General features: G+C 74.4%; 13 protein-coding genes, 1 tRNA gene and 1 pseudogene. 2 read left to right on the forward strand and 13 right to left on the reverse strand.

The window, feature by feature from the left end:
- Positions 1 to 206 precede the first annotated feature (206 nt).
- Together ABT232_RS20065 and ABT232_RS20070 are read right to left on the reverse strand one after the other, a co-directional pair.
- Positions 207 to 395, reverse strand: coding sequence for a hypothetical protein (locus ABT232_RS20065; protein ID WP_351841687.1), 189 nt, complete (start codon positions 393 to 395; stop codon positions 207 to 209).
- 267 nt (positions 396 to 662) lie between these two features.
- Complete coding sequence (locus ABT232_RS20070) at positions 663 to 1,277, reverse strand: TetR/AcrR family transcriptional regulator (RefSeq protein WP_351841689.1); 615 nt, start codon at positions 1,275 to 1,277, stop codon at positions 663 to 665.
- A 171-nt stretch (positions 1,278 to 1,448) separates the two neighbouring features.
- Here ABT232_RS20070 and ABT232_RS20075 point away from each other — a divergent pair, with 171 nt between their 5' ends.
- Both ABT232_RS20075 and ABT232_RS20080 read left to right on the forward strand, forming a co-directional pair.
- On the forward strand, positions 1,449 to 2,381 hold the full coding sequence (locus ABT232_RS20075) for an alpha/beta fold hydrolase (RefSeq protein ID WP_351841691.1): 933 nt from the start codon (positions 1,449 to 1,451) through the stop codon (positions 2,379 to 2,381).
- A gap of 100 nt (positions 2,382 to 2,481) precedes the next feature.
- Positions 2,482 to 3,720, forward strand: a complete 1,239-nt coding sequence (locus ABT232_RS20080) for a PP2C family protein-serine/threonine phosphatase (RefSeq protein ID WP_351841693.1) — start codon at positions 2,482 to 2,484, stop codon at positions 3,718 to 3,720.
- A 57-nt stretch (positions 3,721 to 3,777) separates the two neighbouring features.
- On the opposite strand, the gene ABT232_RS20085 is transcribed toward ABT232_RS20080, so the two are convergent.
- From ABT232_RS20085 to ABT232_RS20135, 11 genes and pseudogenes are all read right to left on the reverse strand, one after another.
- Positions 3,778 to 3,862, reverse strand: a tRNA-Leu gene (locus tag ABT232_RS20085).
- Positions 3,833 to 4,450, reverse strand: a complete 618-nt coding sequence (locus ABT232_RS20090; RefSeq protein WP_351841695.1) for a MarR family winged helix-turn-helix transcriptional regulator — start codon at positions 4,448 to 4,450, stop codon at positions 3,833 to 3,835. The genes ABT232_RS20085 and ABT232_RS20090 overlap by 30 nt, the downstream gene beginning before the upstream one ends.
- Positions 4,451 to 4,537: 87 nt before the next feature.
- Positions 4,538 to 5,588 (reverse strand): annotated as a pseudogene (locus ABT232_RS20095) (aldehyde dehydrogenase family protein); the annotation flags it as partial.
- A gap of 70 nt (positions 5,589 to 5,658) precedes the next feature.
- Positions 5,659 to 6,717 carry a sugar phosphate isomerase/epimerase family protein gene (locus ABT232_RS20100; protein ID WP_351841697.1) on the reverse strand — a complete coding sequence of 353 codons (1,059 nt, stop codon included), beginning with the start codon at positions 6,715 to 6,717 and terminating at the stop codon, positions 5,659 to 5,661.
- Positions 6,718 to 6,777: 60 nt separating this feature from the next.
- The gene (locus tag ABT232_RS20105) at positions 6,778 to 8,178 is read right to left on the reverse strand and encodes an alkaline phosphatase family protein (protein ID WP_351841699.1); all 1,401 of its coding nucleotides are present in this window, start codon (positions 8,176 to 8,178) and stop codon (positions 6,778 to 6,780) included.
- Positions 8,175 to 9,344 carry a metabolite traffic protein EboE gene (eboE, locus tag ABT232_RS20110; protein ID WP_351841701.1) on the reverse strand — a complete coding sequence of 390 codons (1,170 nt, stop codon included), beginning with the start codon at positions 9,342 to 9,344 and terminating at the stop codon, positions 8,175 to 8,177. Before eboE ends, ABT232_RS20105 begins: the two co-directional genes overlap by 4 nt.
- Before the next feature lie 3 nt (positions 9,345 to 9,347).
- On the reverse strand, positions 9,348 to 10,196 hold the full coding sequence (locus tag ABT232_RS20115) for a TatD family hydrolase (RefSeq protein ID WP_351841703.1): 849 nt from the start codon (positions 10,194 to 10,196) through the stop codon (positions 9,348 to 9,350).
- Complete coding sequence (locus tag ABT232_RS20120) at positions 10,196 to 10,900, reverse strand: EboA domain-containing protein (RefSeq protein ID WP_351841705.1); 705 nt, start codon at positions 10,898 to 10,900, stop codon at positions 10,196 to 10,198. Before ABT232_RS20120 ends, ABT232_RS20115 begins: the two co-directional genes overlap by 1 nt.
- Complete coding sequence (locus tag ABT232_RS20125; RefSeq protein WP_351841707.1) at positions 10,897 to 11,790, reverse strand: sugar phosphate isomerase/epimerase family protein; 894 nt, start codon at positions 11,788 to 11,790, stop codon at positions 10,897 to 10,899. The genes ABT232_RS20120 and ABT232_RS20125 overlap by 4 nt, the downstream gene beginning before the upstream one ends.
- Complete coding sequence (locus ABT232_RS20130; RefSeq protein WP_351841906.1) at positions 11,787 to 12,662, reverse strand: SCO3242 family prenyltransferase; 876 nt, start codon at positions 12,660 to 12,662, stop codon at positions 11,787 to 11,789. The genes ABT232_RS20125 and ABT232_RS20130 overlap by 4 nt, the downstream gene beginning before the upstream one ends.
- A gap of 377 nt (positions 12,663 to 13,039) precedes the next feature.
- A complete protein-coding gene (locus ABT232_RS20135; protein ID WP_351841709.1) occupies positions 13,040 to 14,218 on the reverse strand; it encodes an inositol-3-phosphate synthase in 1,179 nt (392 codons plus the stop codon).
- Between the last annotated feature and the right edge of the window lie 110 nt (positions 14,219 to 14,328).

The following is a 14,328-nucleotide window of genomic DNA, read 5'->3' on the forward strand; positions in this document are numbered from 1 at the left end:
CGCCCAAACACCCCCCCCCCCCCCCCCCCGGGCCGGCGGTGGGGGGGGCCGGGGGGGGGGGGCGCGCCCCCCCCCCCCCCCCCCCCCCGGGGGGGGGCCCCCCCCCCCGGGGGCCCCCCCCCCACGCCGGATGCGAGGTCCTGCACCGCGCCCTGCAAGAGGGCCGTAGTGCCAGACTGCTCCATTCAACTGCTCCCCTGGCTAGCTCAGCCCTTCTTGGGGCGAGGGGTCGGCGGCGAGAGAAGCAGCTTGATCGCGCCGCCGTCCAGCGCGAGGGCGGCACACTCCCGACTGTCGCGGTAGACACCGTCGGGCTCGGTGGGGTCGAGCGCCGCCTCGATGTCGGCGGCCTGGATCCCGATGACTTCCTCGGTGGCCTTTTCGATGGAAGGCATAAGCAACATCTCCCTTGACTCGCTGAACACCTTCACCCCCCAAGTTGACCGTATGGGGACAAATCATGCAAAAACCCCAATAAAAACATGATTCAGTTGTTCAACCACTCACCGGGAAGCTGACACCGAACAGGCATACGAATCAGGCCCGCACTTCATCACGCGCGCTCGCACGCCGAGTTCGCGCCGATGAGCGGGCACTCAACCGCCTTACAAGAAGGGCGATTTGGCTTGAGGGCCGCTCAACTCAACCGCTGATCCGATGAGTCACGGCCGCAACCGCGCCGTCAGCCCCTCGAAGTAACTGCGGTGCACTGCGGCCAGATCCACCTGCTCGGGGTCCAACAGCCAGAGCAGATGGGCCCCTTCGAGGAAGGCGGCGGTCTCCGCGGCCAGGACCGCCGGGTCCAGGTCCGCGCGGGCCGAGCCGTCGGCCGCGGCGCGGGTGAACAGGGAGACCAGGTGGGCGCGCAGGGCCCGGCCGCGGTCACGGAACCAGGTGTGCAGCGCGGCGCCGGGCTCCAGGTTCTCCGCGGTGAGCGTGGTGTGCAGGGCGGTCAACTGGCGTTCGGCGGCGGCCGTGTGCTCGGCGTCCCGGACGAACCAGCCGAAGGCCTCCTCCAGGGTGGGCTCGGACTCCGGTGTCGCGGACAGCCGTTCCAGGGCGCGCCGGTCGGCCTCCTGGAGGACGGCCCGCACGAGTCCGTCCTTGCTGCCGAAGTGGTGGATCAGCGCGGAGGGCGTGACACCGGCCCGCTCGGCGACGGCGGCCACTCCGGTGCCGCGCACCCCCTGCCGCGCGAACAGGTCGATCGCGGCGTCGACCATGGCGCGGCGTCGCTCCACGCCCCGCTTCTGCACCTGCCCCTTGACTCCGGCCACGGGCTCAGAGTGCCCGGCGGAGGGCCGGGGCGTCCAACTCGTCGGGCGCCGCGGGAGACAGCCGCGACGGCAGCAGCCACCACGCCGGGCGGAGACAGGTCGGCCGCGGAGGACGACCGGCCGAGGGAAAACCGGTGCGGACCGGAGACCGAGCCATTATCTTGAACGACCATGCAGGAAAATAATCTGGCGCACGAGTATCTGACCAGCCGCGAGCGGATCGTCCCCGTCGACGGCCTCGAACTGTGGGCGGAGGACTTCGGCGCCGCCGGCCACCCGGCGGTGCTGCTGGTGATGGGCGCGCAGGCACAGGGCGTGCAGTGGAACGACGGCATCGTCCGCCGTCTGGTCGACGCGGGCCGCCGGGTCATCCGCTACGACCACCGCGACACCGGACGCTCGTCCGTCGTCGACTTCGCCACGCGGCCGTACACCGTCGCCGACATGGCCTCCGACGCGCTCGCCGTCCTGGACGCGTTCGACGTCGAACGGGCCCACCTGGTCGGCGCGTCCCTCGGCGGCGTCATCGCCCAGCGGCTGGCCGTCACCCACCCGCACCGGGTGCTGACCCTGACGAGCCTGTCGTCCCAGCCCCTGGGCACGGACACGGTGGCGATCCTGCAGCGGGTGATGGCGGGCCTGCCGCCGCTGCCGGGCGAGCTGCCGCCGCCCAGCCCCGAGTTGCTCACCGCGCTCGTCTCCACCTTCCCCGATCCGGAGGCGGGCCTGGAGGAGTACCTCGCCACCCGGCTGCCGCTCTGGCGGGTGCTGCACGGACCGGTGCTGCCGTTCGACGAGGAGGAGTACCGCGCGATGGAGCGCCGGGTGTACGAGCGGGCCCGTGATCCGCGCTCCGGCCTCAACCACACCCACGCCGGGGCCGCCGGCTCGGGCTCCACCGCCGAGCTGGCCTCCGTCACCGCACCCACGCTGGTGCTGCACGGCACCGAGGACCCGATGTTCCCGCCGCCGCACGCCGAGGCCACCGCCGCCGCCGTCCCCGGCGCCCGCCTGGTCATGATCGAGGGCATGGGCCACACCCTGCCCACGGCCCTCGACGGCCGGCTGGCCGACGAGATCCTGCGTCACACGGCGGCCGCCTGAGACCCCGGCCCCCCGGCGCGGCGGTGCCTGGGGGCCAGGTGGCCCGTCTGCTCCTATCGTGGAACGACACAGTGATGTTCGGCGCCGAGGCGGGCAGGTCATGACGGAACCGCAGATCGACTATGCGGCGGTCTTCCGGGCCCTGCCCGGCATGGTGGCCCTGCTCACCCCGGACCTGGTGTACGCCGACGCCAACGACGACTTCGTACAGCTGTCCGGACGCTCCCGCGAGCAGTTGGTGGGCCGCTACATCTTCGACGTCTTCCCCGAGAACCCCGACGACGCGGCGGGCGGCGGCATGCGGGAGACCGAGGCGTCGATGCTGCGGGTGGTGGCCACCGGCGAGCGGGACACCATGGCGCTGCTCCGCTACGACATCGAGGACCCGAAACGGCCCGGCTTGTGGCACGTGCACTTCTGGAGCCCGGTCAACGCGCCGGTCGTGGACGCCGACGGGCGGGTCACCCTGATCGTGCACCGGGTGGAGGAGGTCACCGAGCTGATCCGCGCCTTCGGCGGACCGGGCGGCGACAGCAGCCGCGCTCGCGCGCTGGAGGCCGAGCTCTACACCCGCGCCCGCGAGCTCCAGGAGGTCAACGAACGGCTGCGCACGGCCCACGCCCGGGAACGCGAGGTCGCGCTCGCCCTCCAGGCGGCCCTGCTGCCGGCCCCCCGGCCCGTGGCGCACCACCGGGCCGCCGTCCGCTACCAGCCGGCTCTCGGCGGACTGAACGTGTGCGGCGACTGGTACGACCTGATGGAGCTGCCCGGCGAGCGCGACCGCATCTCCGTCGCCGTCGGTGACGTGGTCGGCCACGGCCTCGCGGCCGCCTGCGTGATGGGCCAGCTCCGCAGCGCGCTGAGCGCGGCGGCGCTCGTCGCCGACGGTCCGGCCCAGGCCCTGGAGGCCCTCGGCCTGTACGCCCGCTCCGTCGACGGTGCCGAGTCCACCACCGCGGTGACCGCCTTCATCGACTGGGACGACCACACCATCACCTACAGCAGCGCGGGCCATCCGCCGCCCGCCCTGCTCCATCCGGACGGCCGGGTGACCTTCCTCGACCAGGCCACCGACCCGCCGCTCGGCGCCCGCCCCGATCACGCGCCCCGACCGCAGACCACCACGACCTTCACCGAGGGCACCACGCTGGTGCTGTACACCGACGGTCTGATCGAGCGCCGTACCGAGGACATCGATGTCGGCCTGGCCCGGCTCACCGACGCCCTCGCCCGCCACCGGCACGGCGACCCGGAGGCCCTGGCGGACGCACTCCTCGCCGACCTCCTGGAGCCCAGCGGCGACACCGACGACACCGCCCTCGTCGTCATCCGGCTGTGAGCCGCGACAACGCGAAACGGTGGCCGGGATCTCTCCCGACCACCGTCACGTGATCTGTGTCCGAGGGGGGACTTGAACCCCCACGCCCGATAAAGGGCACTAGCACCTCAAGCTAGCGCGTCTGCCATTCCGCCACCCGGACCAGGTGTCTGCCGCCTTGCGGGGGTGTTCCCCGCGGCGACAGGCACAACAATACCAAGGTTTCGGAGCGCCTTTCACCTGCGTATCTGCACCTCAGGTGAGGCCCTGCGGGCTCGTCACGACAGGTGATGCCGCTGTCACTCGGCGGTGACGGCGTCCTCCGCGACCGCAGACGCAGGGCGCGGACCAGCGTCGACGCGGTCTCGGCGTCCAGCGGGGCGAGGAACCGGTGTTCCGCCGCCCGGCGGGCCGCTTCGGCGCGCAGCAGACAGTCCCGGCCCCGCGGTGTCGGCTCGACGATGTTCCTGCGCCGGTCGCGCGGGTCGCGCCGCCGCTCGACCAGCCCTTGATCCTCCAGTCCGTCGAGCAGCGCCGCCGTCGTCGTACGGTCGACGCCGAGCCGTCCGGCCGCCTCGGCCTGGGACAGCTCCTCGCCCGCGGCGAACACGCCGAGGACGGCCAGCTCGTGATGGTCCACTCCTTGTGCCGCCAGTGCCTCGGCCGAGGCGCGGGCCAGCTTGGCCCGGGCCTGTTCGAGGAGGCGGCCCAGGCGGGGTTCCGGGGGCGGGTGATGTCTGCCGGTGAGCATGCGCCGACTGTAACGAGAACCTGACGGTGTGTGGCGCCGAGGCCGGGCGGACCCTCGCCGGGAGCTTGGGGCCCGTCCGGCGCCGGGTCACGGCATCAGGTGGCGGTCCGGGAAGTTGCCGGGCAGCCGCTCCCCCGCCGGGCCCCGGGTCACCGCGCGGACCAGCAGCTCGTCGCCGGCGAACGCACCGCGCCAGGACCCGCCGAAGCCGCCGGACAGTTCGTCGCGGTCGCCGCGGGAGCGGGGGGTGCCGTGGCCGACGTTGAACGCGCGGATCTGCGGCGCCAGGCGGTCGTAGGTCGCCCGGTCGTCGGTGGACAGGGTGGCGACGAGCGCGCCGTTGGAGGCGTTCATGGCGGCCGGCAGCTCCGACCTCGGTGATGTGCCGTTTGCCGAGGTCGGCGACGGCCGTGGCGACGGCGGCACCGGTGTCGCGGCCGCCGACGAAGGAGACACAGCCGATCTCGGGCGCCCGCACCAGCGCCTCGGACAGCTCGCCGCCGCTGCCGCTGACCAGGGTGACGGGCAGTCCCTCGCGCGCGGCGAGCGCCGAGGCCAGGGTGAGGCAGGCGACCCCGCCGTCGGTCGGGGTCTTGGCGATGACGGCGTTGCCCGCGAGCGACTGGACCAGCAGGGCGTGCACGAGCACGCTCATCGGATAGGTCCAGCCGGCGATGTTGGACACCGGGCCGTCGAGCGGGGCCCGGCCGGTGAGCATCGGCTCGATGCCGTCGACGTACCAGCGCACTCCGTCGATGGCCCGGTCCACGTCCGCCCGGGCGAGCCGCCACGGCTTGCCGATCTCCCGGGCGAGCGGCAGCGCGAGGAGTTCGCGGTGCTCGGCGAGGGCGTCGAGGGTGGCGGCGACGCGGGCCCGGCGTTCGGCGAGCGGGACGTGCCGCCACGCCCGGTGCTGGTCGAGGGCGGCGCGTACGGCCTGGTGGGCGGTGGCCGCGTCCAGGCGTGGCGGGCCCGCCACGGGGGTGCCGTCGACGGGGGTGGTGGCGGGCAGGGGGCGGCCGTCCGCCTGCCAGGAGGCGTTCCAGAGGTTGAGGACGCGGTCGTCCCGGAACGCCTCGGGGGCGACGGTGAGGCAGCGTTGCCAGGCGTCGGCCCAGGAGGTGCCGGATTTGAGGGTGGGGAGGAAAGGGCCCGGCCCGGAGCCACGGCTCCGGGCCGGGCCCTTTCCGGCGCGCGGGCGCTCTCGGTCAGCACTTCTCCCGCAGCGAGTGCAGGTGCTCGCTGGACTTGCGGGCGAAGGCGAAGGACTCGACGGGGTTGTCGTGCTCGGCCTGCCAGTGGTGGGCGAACCGCTCGCCGCGCAGTCGGGTGACGGCGGACAGGAACCGCTGGTAGTCGATGTCGCCGTCACCGACGTCGGTCATGCGGTAGCCGTACTGCGTCGACGGGTCGTTCACGCCGTCCTTGACGTGGAACAGCGGGTAGCGGTGCGGCTGCCTGAGCACGTAGTCGAGGGGTTCGAACGGCGCGGGCGTGCCGTCGGGGCGCCTGCCGAAGCGGAACTGGCCGACGTAGGCCCAGAAGATGTCCATCTCCAGGAACACCAGGTCCGGGTCGGTCTCGGCGAGCAGTACGTCGTAGAGGCGGATGTGCGGTTTGTCGGTGGCGAAGGAGAACTCCTCGGAGTGGTTGTGCTGGTAGAACTTGATGCCGCGCGCCCTGGCCGCCGCGCCGTAGGTGTTGAAGTCCTCGGCGGCGCGCTTCCAGGCGTCGACGGTGGAGCCGTAGCGGAACGGGCCGGCGGCGGTGCCGATGTGCTTCAGGCCCAGCGCCTCGGCGTCGTCGAGGACCTTGGTGAGGTTGGTGGCGAAGGTGTAGGCGTTCGGGTCGTCGGAGTAGTAGCCGACGTGGCTGCCGATCGGGTTCAGGCCGTGGTCGCGGGCCAGCCGCTTGAGCTGGGCGAGGGTGATGGGGCCGGCCGAGCCCTGGGTGTAGCCGGCGAACTCGACCTCGTCGTAGCCGTACCGCTCCAGCTCGGCGAAGACGGGGGCGAAGCCGAGGGTGGAGACCTTGTCGCGGAGGCTGTAGAGCTGGATGCCGAGCCGGCCGGGCGGCAGCACGGGACGGCCGCGGCCGGGTGCTCCGGCGGTGGCCCGGGTGCCCGCCGTGGCGGCGGGGGCGGCGGTGGCGGGGCCGGCCGCGGCGCCGAGCAGGGCGGCGGCGGTGGTGCCGGCGGCGACGCCGAGCATGCCGCGTCTGCTGAGGCGGTGGGAGAGTTCGGGGTCCGGCTGGGAGAAGCGGCTCATGCCTGGAACTCCTCTGGGTCGAGGGCCGTTGTCAGGGGTGGGTGCTTCACTGGTGACAGGTCAGGAGAGACCGGCCAGATCGAGCAGCAGTGCTTTCACATCGGTGGCCGCGACGCGGTCGCCGACAGCGCGGGGGGTGGAGCAGATGAGGAGCGGACCGTCGTCGTCGCTCGCCGGGAGGCGGCCGTGGCTGCCCCGGACAGGTGACGGATCCAGAGGCACGACCGCCATCCGGTAGCGCAGGCCCAGCTTCTTGCGGGCCAGGGCCGTCGCCGCCTTCACCTTGACGTAGGGGTCGAGGGGATCCATGAAGAGTTCGACCGGGTCGTAGCCGGGTTTGCGGTGGATCTCGACGAGCTGCGCGAAGTCGGGCGCGCGGGCGTCGTCGAGCCAGTAGTAGTACGTGAACCAGGCGTCCGGCTCCGCCACGGCGACGAGTTCGCCGGAGCGCGGATGGTCGAGGTGGTGGGTCTTCTTGCCCTCGTCGTCGAGGAGCAGATCGATGCCCGGCAGATCGGTGAGCGCCGCGCGGGTCGCCGCCAGGTCCTCGGGGCGGCGGACGTAGACGTGGGCGATCTGGTGGTCGGCGACGGCGAAGGCGCGGGACGCCATCGGGTCGAGGTACTCCATGCCGTCCTGGGTGTGCACCTCCAGCAGTCCGGCGCGGCGCAGCGCCCGGTTGATGTCGACCGGCCGGGACACGCGGGTGATGCCGTACTCGGAGAGCGCGACGACGGTACGGCCCTCGGCACGGGCGTCGTCCAGCAGCGGGGCCAGCGCCGCGTCCAGGTCGGCGGCGGCCCGCAGGGAGCGCGGGTCGTCGGGGCCGAAGCGCTGGAGGTCGTAGTCGAGGTGAGGGAGGTAGCAGAGGGTCAGATCGGGGCGGCGGGTGCGCTGGATGTGCCGGGTGGCGTCGATGATCCAGCGGCTGGAGACGAGGTCCGCGCCCGGGCCCCAGAAGTGGAAGAGCGGGAAGGTGCCGAACGTGTCGGTCAGTTCGTCGTGCAGGTCGGCCGGCCGGGTGTAGCAGTCGGGTTCCTTGCGGCCGTCGGCGTAGTAGACCGGGCGGGGGGTGACGGTGATGTCGGTGTCGGCGCCCATGGCGTACCACCAGCAGATGTTGGCGACCGTGTAGCCGGGGTGGGCGCGGCGGGCGGCGTCCCAGAGCTTGTCGCCGGCGACCAGTCCGTTGTGCTGGCGCCACAGCAGGACGTCGCCCAGCTCGCGGAAGTACCAGCCGTTGCCGACGATGCCGTGCTCCGCGGGTGTGGTGCCGGTGAGGAAGGTGGACTGCGCGGCGCAGGTGACGGCGGGCAGGACGGTGCCCAGGGACGCCTGGGAGCCGGACCGGGCGAGGGACTTCAGGTGAGGCATGTGGTCCAGGAGCCGGGGGGTGAGGCCGACGACGTCGAGGACGAGGAGCGGGGTGGGGCTCGCCGGAGTGGGCTCGGGCTCGGTCACGGCAGCTCCTTCAGGCCGAGGTCGGTGAGGAGGTCACGGGCGAGGGTGAGTTCGGCGGCGATGCCGTCGGCGAGCTGGGCGCGGCCGCGGGGACGCAGCTCGGGCGGGAGGGCCTGCCAGGTGTAGGTCTCGACCTCCAGATGGCGGGTGAGCGGGCGGGGGCCGCCGACCAGCCCGGCGAGGGCGGTCTTCAGGACGGGGAGGGTCGAGGTGAGCGGTGCGGCGGGGGCGGCGTGCAGCGGGACGTGGAAGTGGGCGCGCCAGGGGCCGCCGTCCGGCAGGGCCTCGCCCTTCAGGGCCTCGCCGAGGTCGTCGGTGCCGCGCAGCCCGGCGGCGGTCGAGGTGCGCGTCTGGTGCAGGAAGCGAGGTTCGTCGAAGGCGGCGAGCGCCGCGCGGACCTCGGGGAGATGGGGGTGTTCGGCGTGCAGGGCGGCGGAGAGCTGCGACTTGACGACGGGGACGCCGGCCCGGTCGAGGGCGTCCAGGGCGGTGTGCGGGTCCTCGAAGGAGGTGGCGAGATGACAGGTGTCGACGCAGATCCCGATGCGGGGGTGGGCGATCGCGGTGAGCGGGGCGATCGCGTCGCCGGTGGTCTCCACGACACAGCCGGGCTCCGGTTCCAGGCCGACCCGCAGCGAGCGGCCGGTCAGTTCGGCCAGGGCGTCCAGGCGTTCGCCGAGGGTGGTCAGGGCGGCGCGGGCCGCGGCGGCCCGCTCGTCGTCGACGGCGGTGCGCCAGGCGAGCGGCAGGGTGGAGACGCTGCCCTCGGTGACGTCGTCGGGGAGCAGTCCGGCGAGCACCCGGGCCAGGGCGGTGGTGTGCTCCAGACGTTCCGGGTCGGCCCAGTCGGGCCGGTAGACGCGGTACTTGACCTCTCCGGCGCCGAACCCCTCGTAGGGGAAGCCGTTGAGGGTGACGACCTCCAGGCCGCGCCGGTCCAGTTCGGTGCGCAGGGCGCGCAGCGCGGACGGGTCGGCGACCAGGGCGCGGGCGGCGTCCCGGGCGAGCCACAGACCGATGCCGAGGCGGTCGCGGCCGAGGCGGCGGCGGACCGGTTCGCAGTGGTCGCGCAGCTGGGCGAGGACGCCGTCGAGGGTCTCGGCCGGGTGGACGTTGGTGCAGTAGGCGAGGTGGACGACGGAACCGTCGGGGTGGCGGAAGCGCATCGCTCACTCCCCGCCGCGCAGCACGGAGTTGCCCTCGTGGGTGGGACCGGTCGCGGTGACGTCGAGGGCCAGCCGGCCGCTCTGCCCGTAGAAGGCGACGGGGTTGCGCCACAGCACCCGGTCGACGTCGTCCTCGGTGAAGCCCTCGGCGAGCATCAGGTCGCCGACCTTGCGGGTCTTCAGCGGGTCGCTCCTGCCCCAGTCCGCGGCGGAGTTCACCAGCACCCGCTCGGGGCCGTGGGCGCGCAGCAGGGCGACCATCCGTTCCTCGTCCATCTTGGTGTCGGGGTAGACGGAGAAGCCGAGCCAGCAGCCGCTGTCCCTGGCCTCCTTGACGGTGGTCTCGTTGAGGTGGTCCAGCAGTACCCGCTCCGGGGGCAGGGCGGACTCGCGGACCGCGTCGAGGGTGCGGCGCAGCCCGGACAGCTTGTCGCGGTGCGGGGTGTGCACCAGGGCGGGCAGTCCGTGGTCGGCGGCGAGCTGGAGCTGCGCGGCCAGAGCGGTGTCCTCGGCCGGGGTCATGGAGTCGTAGCCGATCTCGCCGACGGCGACGACCTGGTCCTTGACGAGATAGCGGGGCAGTTCGTCGAGGACGGGCCGGCAGCGCGGGTCGTTCGCCTCCTTCGGGTTGAGGGCGAGCGTGCAGTGGTGGGCGATGCCGTACTGCGCGGCGCGGAACGGCTCCCAGCCGAGGAGGGAGTCGAAGTAGTCGAGGAAGGTGGCGGGCGAGGTGCGGGGCTGGCCGAGCCAGAAGGAGGGTTCGACGACGGCGCGGACACCGGCGGCGTACATGGCCTCGTAGTCGTCGGTGGTCCGGGAGGTCATGTGGATGTGGGGGTCGAAGATGCGCATCAGGACTCCTTGCCGTGGGGGACGTCCGTTCCGTGCGACGCGGGTGGGGGCGGTGTCTCGGTCAGGGCCAGCACGCGGCGCAGGTCCTCGGGCACGGGACGGCCCGCGGCGGTGCGCTCGGCGGCGTAGTCGTCGAGCATGCGGCCGAGTTCGGTGTCGGCGCGGGCGCGGCGCTCCAGGCCGGCGACCTCGTCGACGGACACTCCGGTGAACAGGCACTTGAGGACGGCGTGCCGCCAGGCGTGGGTGTCGAGGTGGCGGGCGGCGTACGGGCCGACGGCGGCGGCGAGGAGCCGGGTGTCGTTGGTGCGCAGCGCGTCCTCGACCAGCGGCAACGCGTCCGGGCCGGGCACCAGGTGGGGCAGGGCGTGCAGGACGGCGCGGCGTTCGGCGGCGGTGCCCTGGACGTAGACGCGGCGCAGTGCGGCCGGGTCGGCGCGGGCGGCGCGCAGGATCAGCATCCGGGCGGCGTCGGCGTGCGCGGCGCCGCAGCGGCGGCCGGCCTCGGCGAGCCGCAGCTCCCACACCGAGACCGGGCCGTGCGCGCCGGGGTGGGCGGCGGCCTCGGCGAGCGCCTGGTCGAGCCAGGCGCGGGCGGCTCCGGAGAGCTCGGCCCGCAGCCGGGCGTGGAGGTCGTCCAGCGGGGTGCGGGCGAGGACGGTGCCCGTGGTCGGACCGCCCGGGTCGGGCTGTGGCTGGGTCATGGGGTGCTCCCTCGTGGGGTTCGCGCCGCGTGACGGAGGAACGGCAGGGACAGCTCGGCGAAGTGCGGGCCCGCGTGCGAGTGGCGGGGCAGTTCGACGACGGTGAGCCCTTGGTAGCCGGTGGCCGCCAGGGCCGCGAGGACGGGCGGGAAGTCGATCTCGCCGTCCCCGAAGGGAAGGTGTTCGTGGACGCCGCGGCGCATGTCCTCGATCTGCACATGTCGCAGCCAGGGCGCCGCGGCGCGGACGCAGTCGGCGGGAGGGAGCGGTTCGAGGCACTGGCAGTGGCCGATGTCGAGGGTGAGGCCGAGCGGTGCGGGGTCGCCGAGGATGCCGCGCAGGTGGTGGAAGTCGGCGAGCGTGGCGAGGAGGTGCCCGGGTTCGGGTTCGACGGCGAGCGGGACGCCCGAGGAGGCGGCCGCGTCCAGGACGGGGCCGAGGCCGTCGGCCAGGCGTTTCCACGCCGTGTCCGCATCCGTTCCGGCCGGCACGATCCCGCTGAAGCAGTGCACGGCGTGCGCGCCGAGGTCGGCGGCGACCCGGACGGCCCGCAGCAGCAGGTCGACGCGGCGGGCCCGGTCGTCGGGGTCCGGGTCCAGCAGGGAGGGGCCGTGCTTGCGGCGCGGGTCGAGGACGTAGCGGGCGCCGGTCTCCACGGTGGCGGTCAGCCCGAGCGCGTCCAGGCGCCGGGCGACGTGGCGGGTGCGGGTGCCGAGGCCGGGGGCGAGCGGGTCGAGGTGCATGTGGTCGAGGGTCAGGCCGACGCCGTCGTAGCCGAGGTCGGCGAGGAGGGAAAGGGCGTCGTCGAGCCGGAGGTCGGCGAGGCCGTTGGTGCCGTAGCCGAAGCGGAGCGCGGCGCGGGGGTCGGGGGCCGGGGGGCGGGGGTTCATGTGATGCTCACCTTCTTCGCGTACGTCCGTCCGATCGGTGCGAGAGCGGCGATGGCGAGCGCGGTGACGCGGGCTCCGGAGCGGGCGGCGAGCGCGGCCTGGAGCGGGATGGTGGCGCGGATGCCGCCGCCGACGGCGCGTTGGGTGAGCGGGGGTGAGGGGTTGAGGAGGGCATGCAGATACGGGCGCCCGGCGGTCGCGGCGTATCCGGCGGCGAGTGCGGTGCGCAGTACGGCGGTCCGCCCGGTGGCGGTGCGCCGTTGTGCGGGGCGGCCGGTGAGGAGCCGGGTCAGCAGTGCGGAGGTGGCGAGCGCGGCGAGGGGGGCCAGGGAGGAACCGCCCTGGGTCTCCCGGCGGGACACGGTCGTCACGGCGAGGGTGTGGGTGCCGAGGAGCGCGGCGGACGGGAGCGCGGGCCGGGTGCGACCGCCGGTGGCGGCGGCTCCGAGGAGCAGGTCGAGGCCCCGGGCGGCGGCCATGGCCACCGGTCCGGCCGGGGTGGGCTTCAGGGCGAGGTCGTACGACCAGACCGTGGCGGCGAGGGGTGCGGCGACGGCCAGTGCGGGCCGCCCGGCGCGGGCGGCGAGGGCGAGTCCGGCGCCGGTGAGGGCGCAGGCCGCGCCGAGGGCCGCCGCCGGCCGCACGCGACCGGACGGGAGGGGCCGGTGCGGGCGCTCCCGGGCGTCCTCCACGCGGTCCGCCCAGTCGTTGAGGGCCATGCCCGCCTCGTACAGGCAGAGGGAGGAGCCGATGGCGAGCAGGGTGCGGGCGCCGGGGCGCGCACCGGTCGCGGCGGCACCGGCCAGGGCGTCGCCGGGGACGGTGAAGAGGGCGGGCAGTCGCAGGAGTTCGGCCCAGGCACGAGCGCTCACCCGGGACGTGTCCCGGACCGGGCCCTCGGCATCGGCGGTACGGGCAGGACCCTCGTAACCCGCGCCCCCGGTCGCCGCCCCCACTCCTCCCTGCCGCGCACGCACGTCGACGCTCTCGCCCGCGCGCACGCCCGCGCGCACGCCCGCGCTCTCGCCCGCGCTCGTGTCGGCGCTCTCGCCCGCGCGCACGTCCGCGTTCTCGTCGGCGCTCGTGCCCGCCCTCACCCCCGCGGTCCCGTCGGCGCTCGTGCCCGCCCTCACCTCCGCGCTCTCGCCCGCGCTCATGTCGGCGCTCTCGAACGCGCGCACGTCCGCGTTCTCGTCGGCGCTCGTGCCCGCCCCCACCTCCGCGTTGTCGTCGGCGTTCACCTCCGCGCTCACGCCCGCTCCCCCGTCACGTCCCGCGAGGCGGTCCGCAGCCGGTCCGCGAATCCGAGCAGTGCCGCGTACTGCTCCCCCAGGGACGACGGCCCGTCGCCCACCGGGTCCTTGAAGTAGAAGCCGAGTTCGCCGAGCGGGCCGGACAGGCCGGCCTCGTGGGCGCGGGCGAGGAGGCGGGCGAGGTCCAGGACGAGCGGGGCGGCGAGCGCGGAGTCGCAGCCCTGCCAGATGGTCTGGAGGATCATGCGGGAGCCGAGGAAGCCGTCGAAGGCGATGTGGTCCCAGGCGGTCTTCCAGTCGCCGAGGGCGGGCACGTCGTCGATGTGCACCTCGCCCTCGGGCGCGGCACCGAGCGTGTCGGCCAGCACCCGTTCCTTGCCGGCGTTCTTCGCGGCGGCGGCGGCCGGGTCGGCGAGGGCGGCGCCGTCGCCGCCGCCCAGCAGGTTGGTGCCGGACCAGGCCCGCACCGCGAGCGCCCGCTGGGCGAACATCGGCCCGAGCACGGAGCGCAGCAGCGTCTGCCCGGTCTTGCCGTCGCGGCCCGCGTACGGCACCGAGGCGGCGGCCGCCTCGGTGGCGAGGGCCGGGTGGTGCAGGCCGGTGGAGGGGGTGAAGTTGACGTAGGGGCAGCCCGCGCGCAGGGCCGCCGCCGCGTACAGGGAGCTGGCGGGCAGTTCGGTGCCGGTGGGCGCCGGTTCGGTGGAGGCGACGTTCACCACGACCGCCCGCGCCAGCCCGCACCGCCGGATGAAGTCCCGTATGTCGGCGGCCAGGTCGGCGATGAGGTCGTCCGTGCCGCGGGCCGCCGGTTCGTGCGGGCCCCGGGCGAGACCGTCACGCTCCGGGGCCGGGCCGCCCGGTCTGATCTCGGCGTCCGCGGCGGCCAGTTCGGCGGCGACGGCGGACGGCAGGCCGGGTGGCAGGACGCCGCCGGCGGCCAGTGCCTCGGCGCGCTTGGGCAGCGGGCAGTCGACGACGTCGTGGCCGCCGAAGACGAGCGACGACAGGGGTGGCAGACCGCAGTCCTCGAAGGGCGGGGTCTCGGTGACCATGCCCGTCGGTGGGTGCAGTCCCGCCGTGACGGCGGCGCAGCCCGCGACGACGGTGGTGGCGACGGACCCGCGGGCCCCGATCAGCCAGACGCCGACGCGCGGCTGGGCAACGGACGCGGACATGGGCAGCCTCCTTGTCACCGAGATGTGGCCGGATGTCGTCTGCGCGGAGGGGCGGAGGACGGCGGGCGGGGGTCCGGCGTCCCCCGCCCGCCGCCGTTCAGTCGCCCTGC

Origin of the sequence: Streptomyces sp. NPDC001532 (assembly GCF_040298625.1) — a bacterium.
GTDB lineage: Bacteria > Actinomycetota > Actinomycetes > Streptomycetales > Streptomycetaceae > Streptomyces.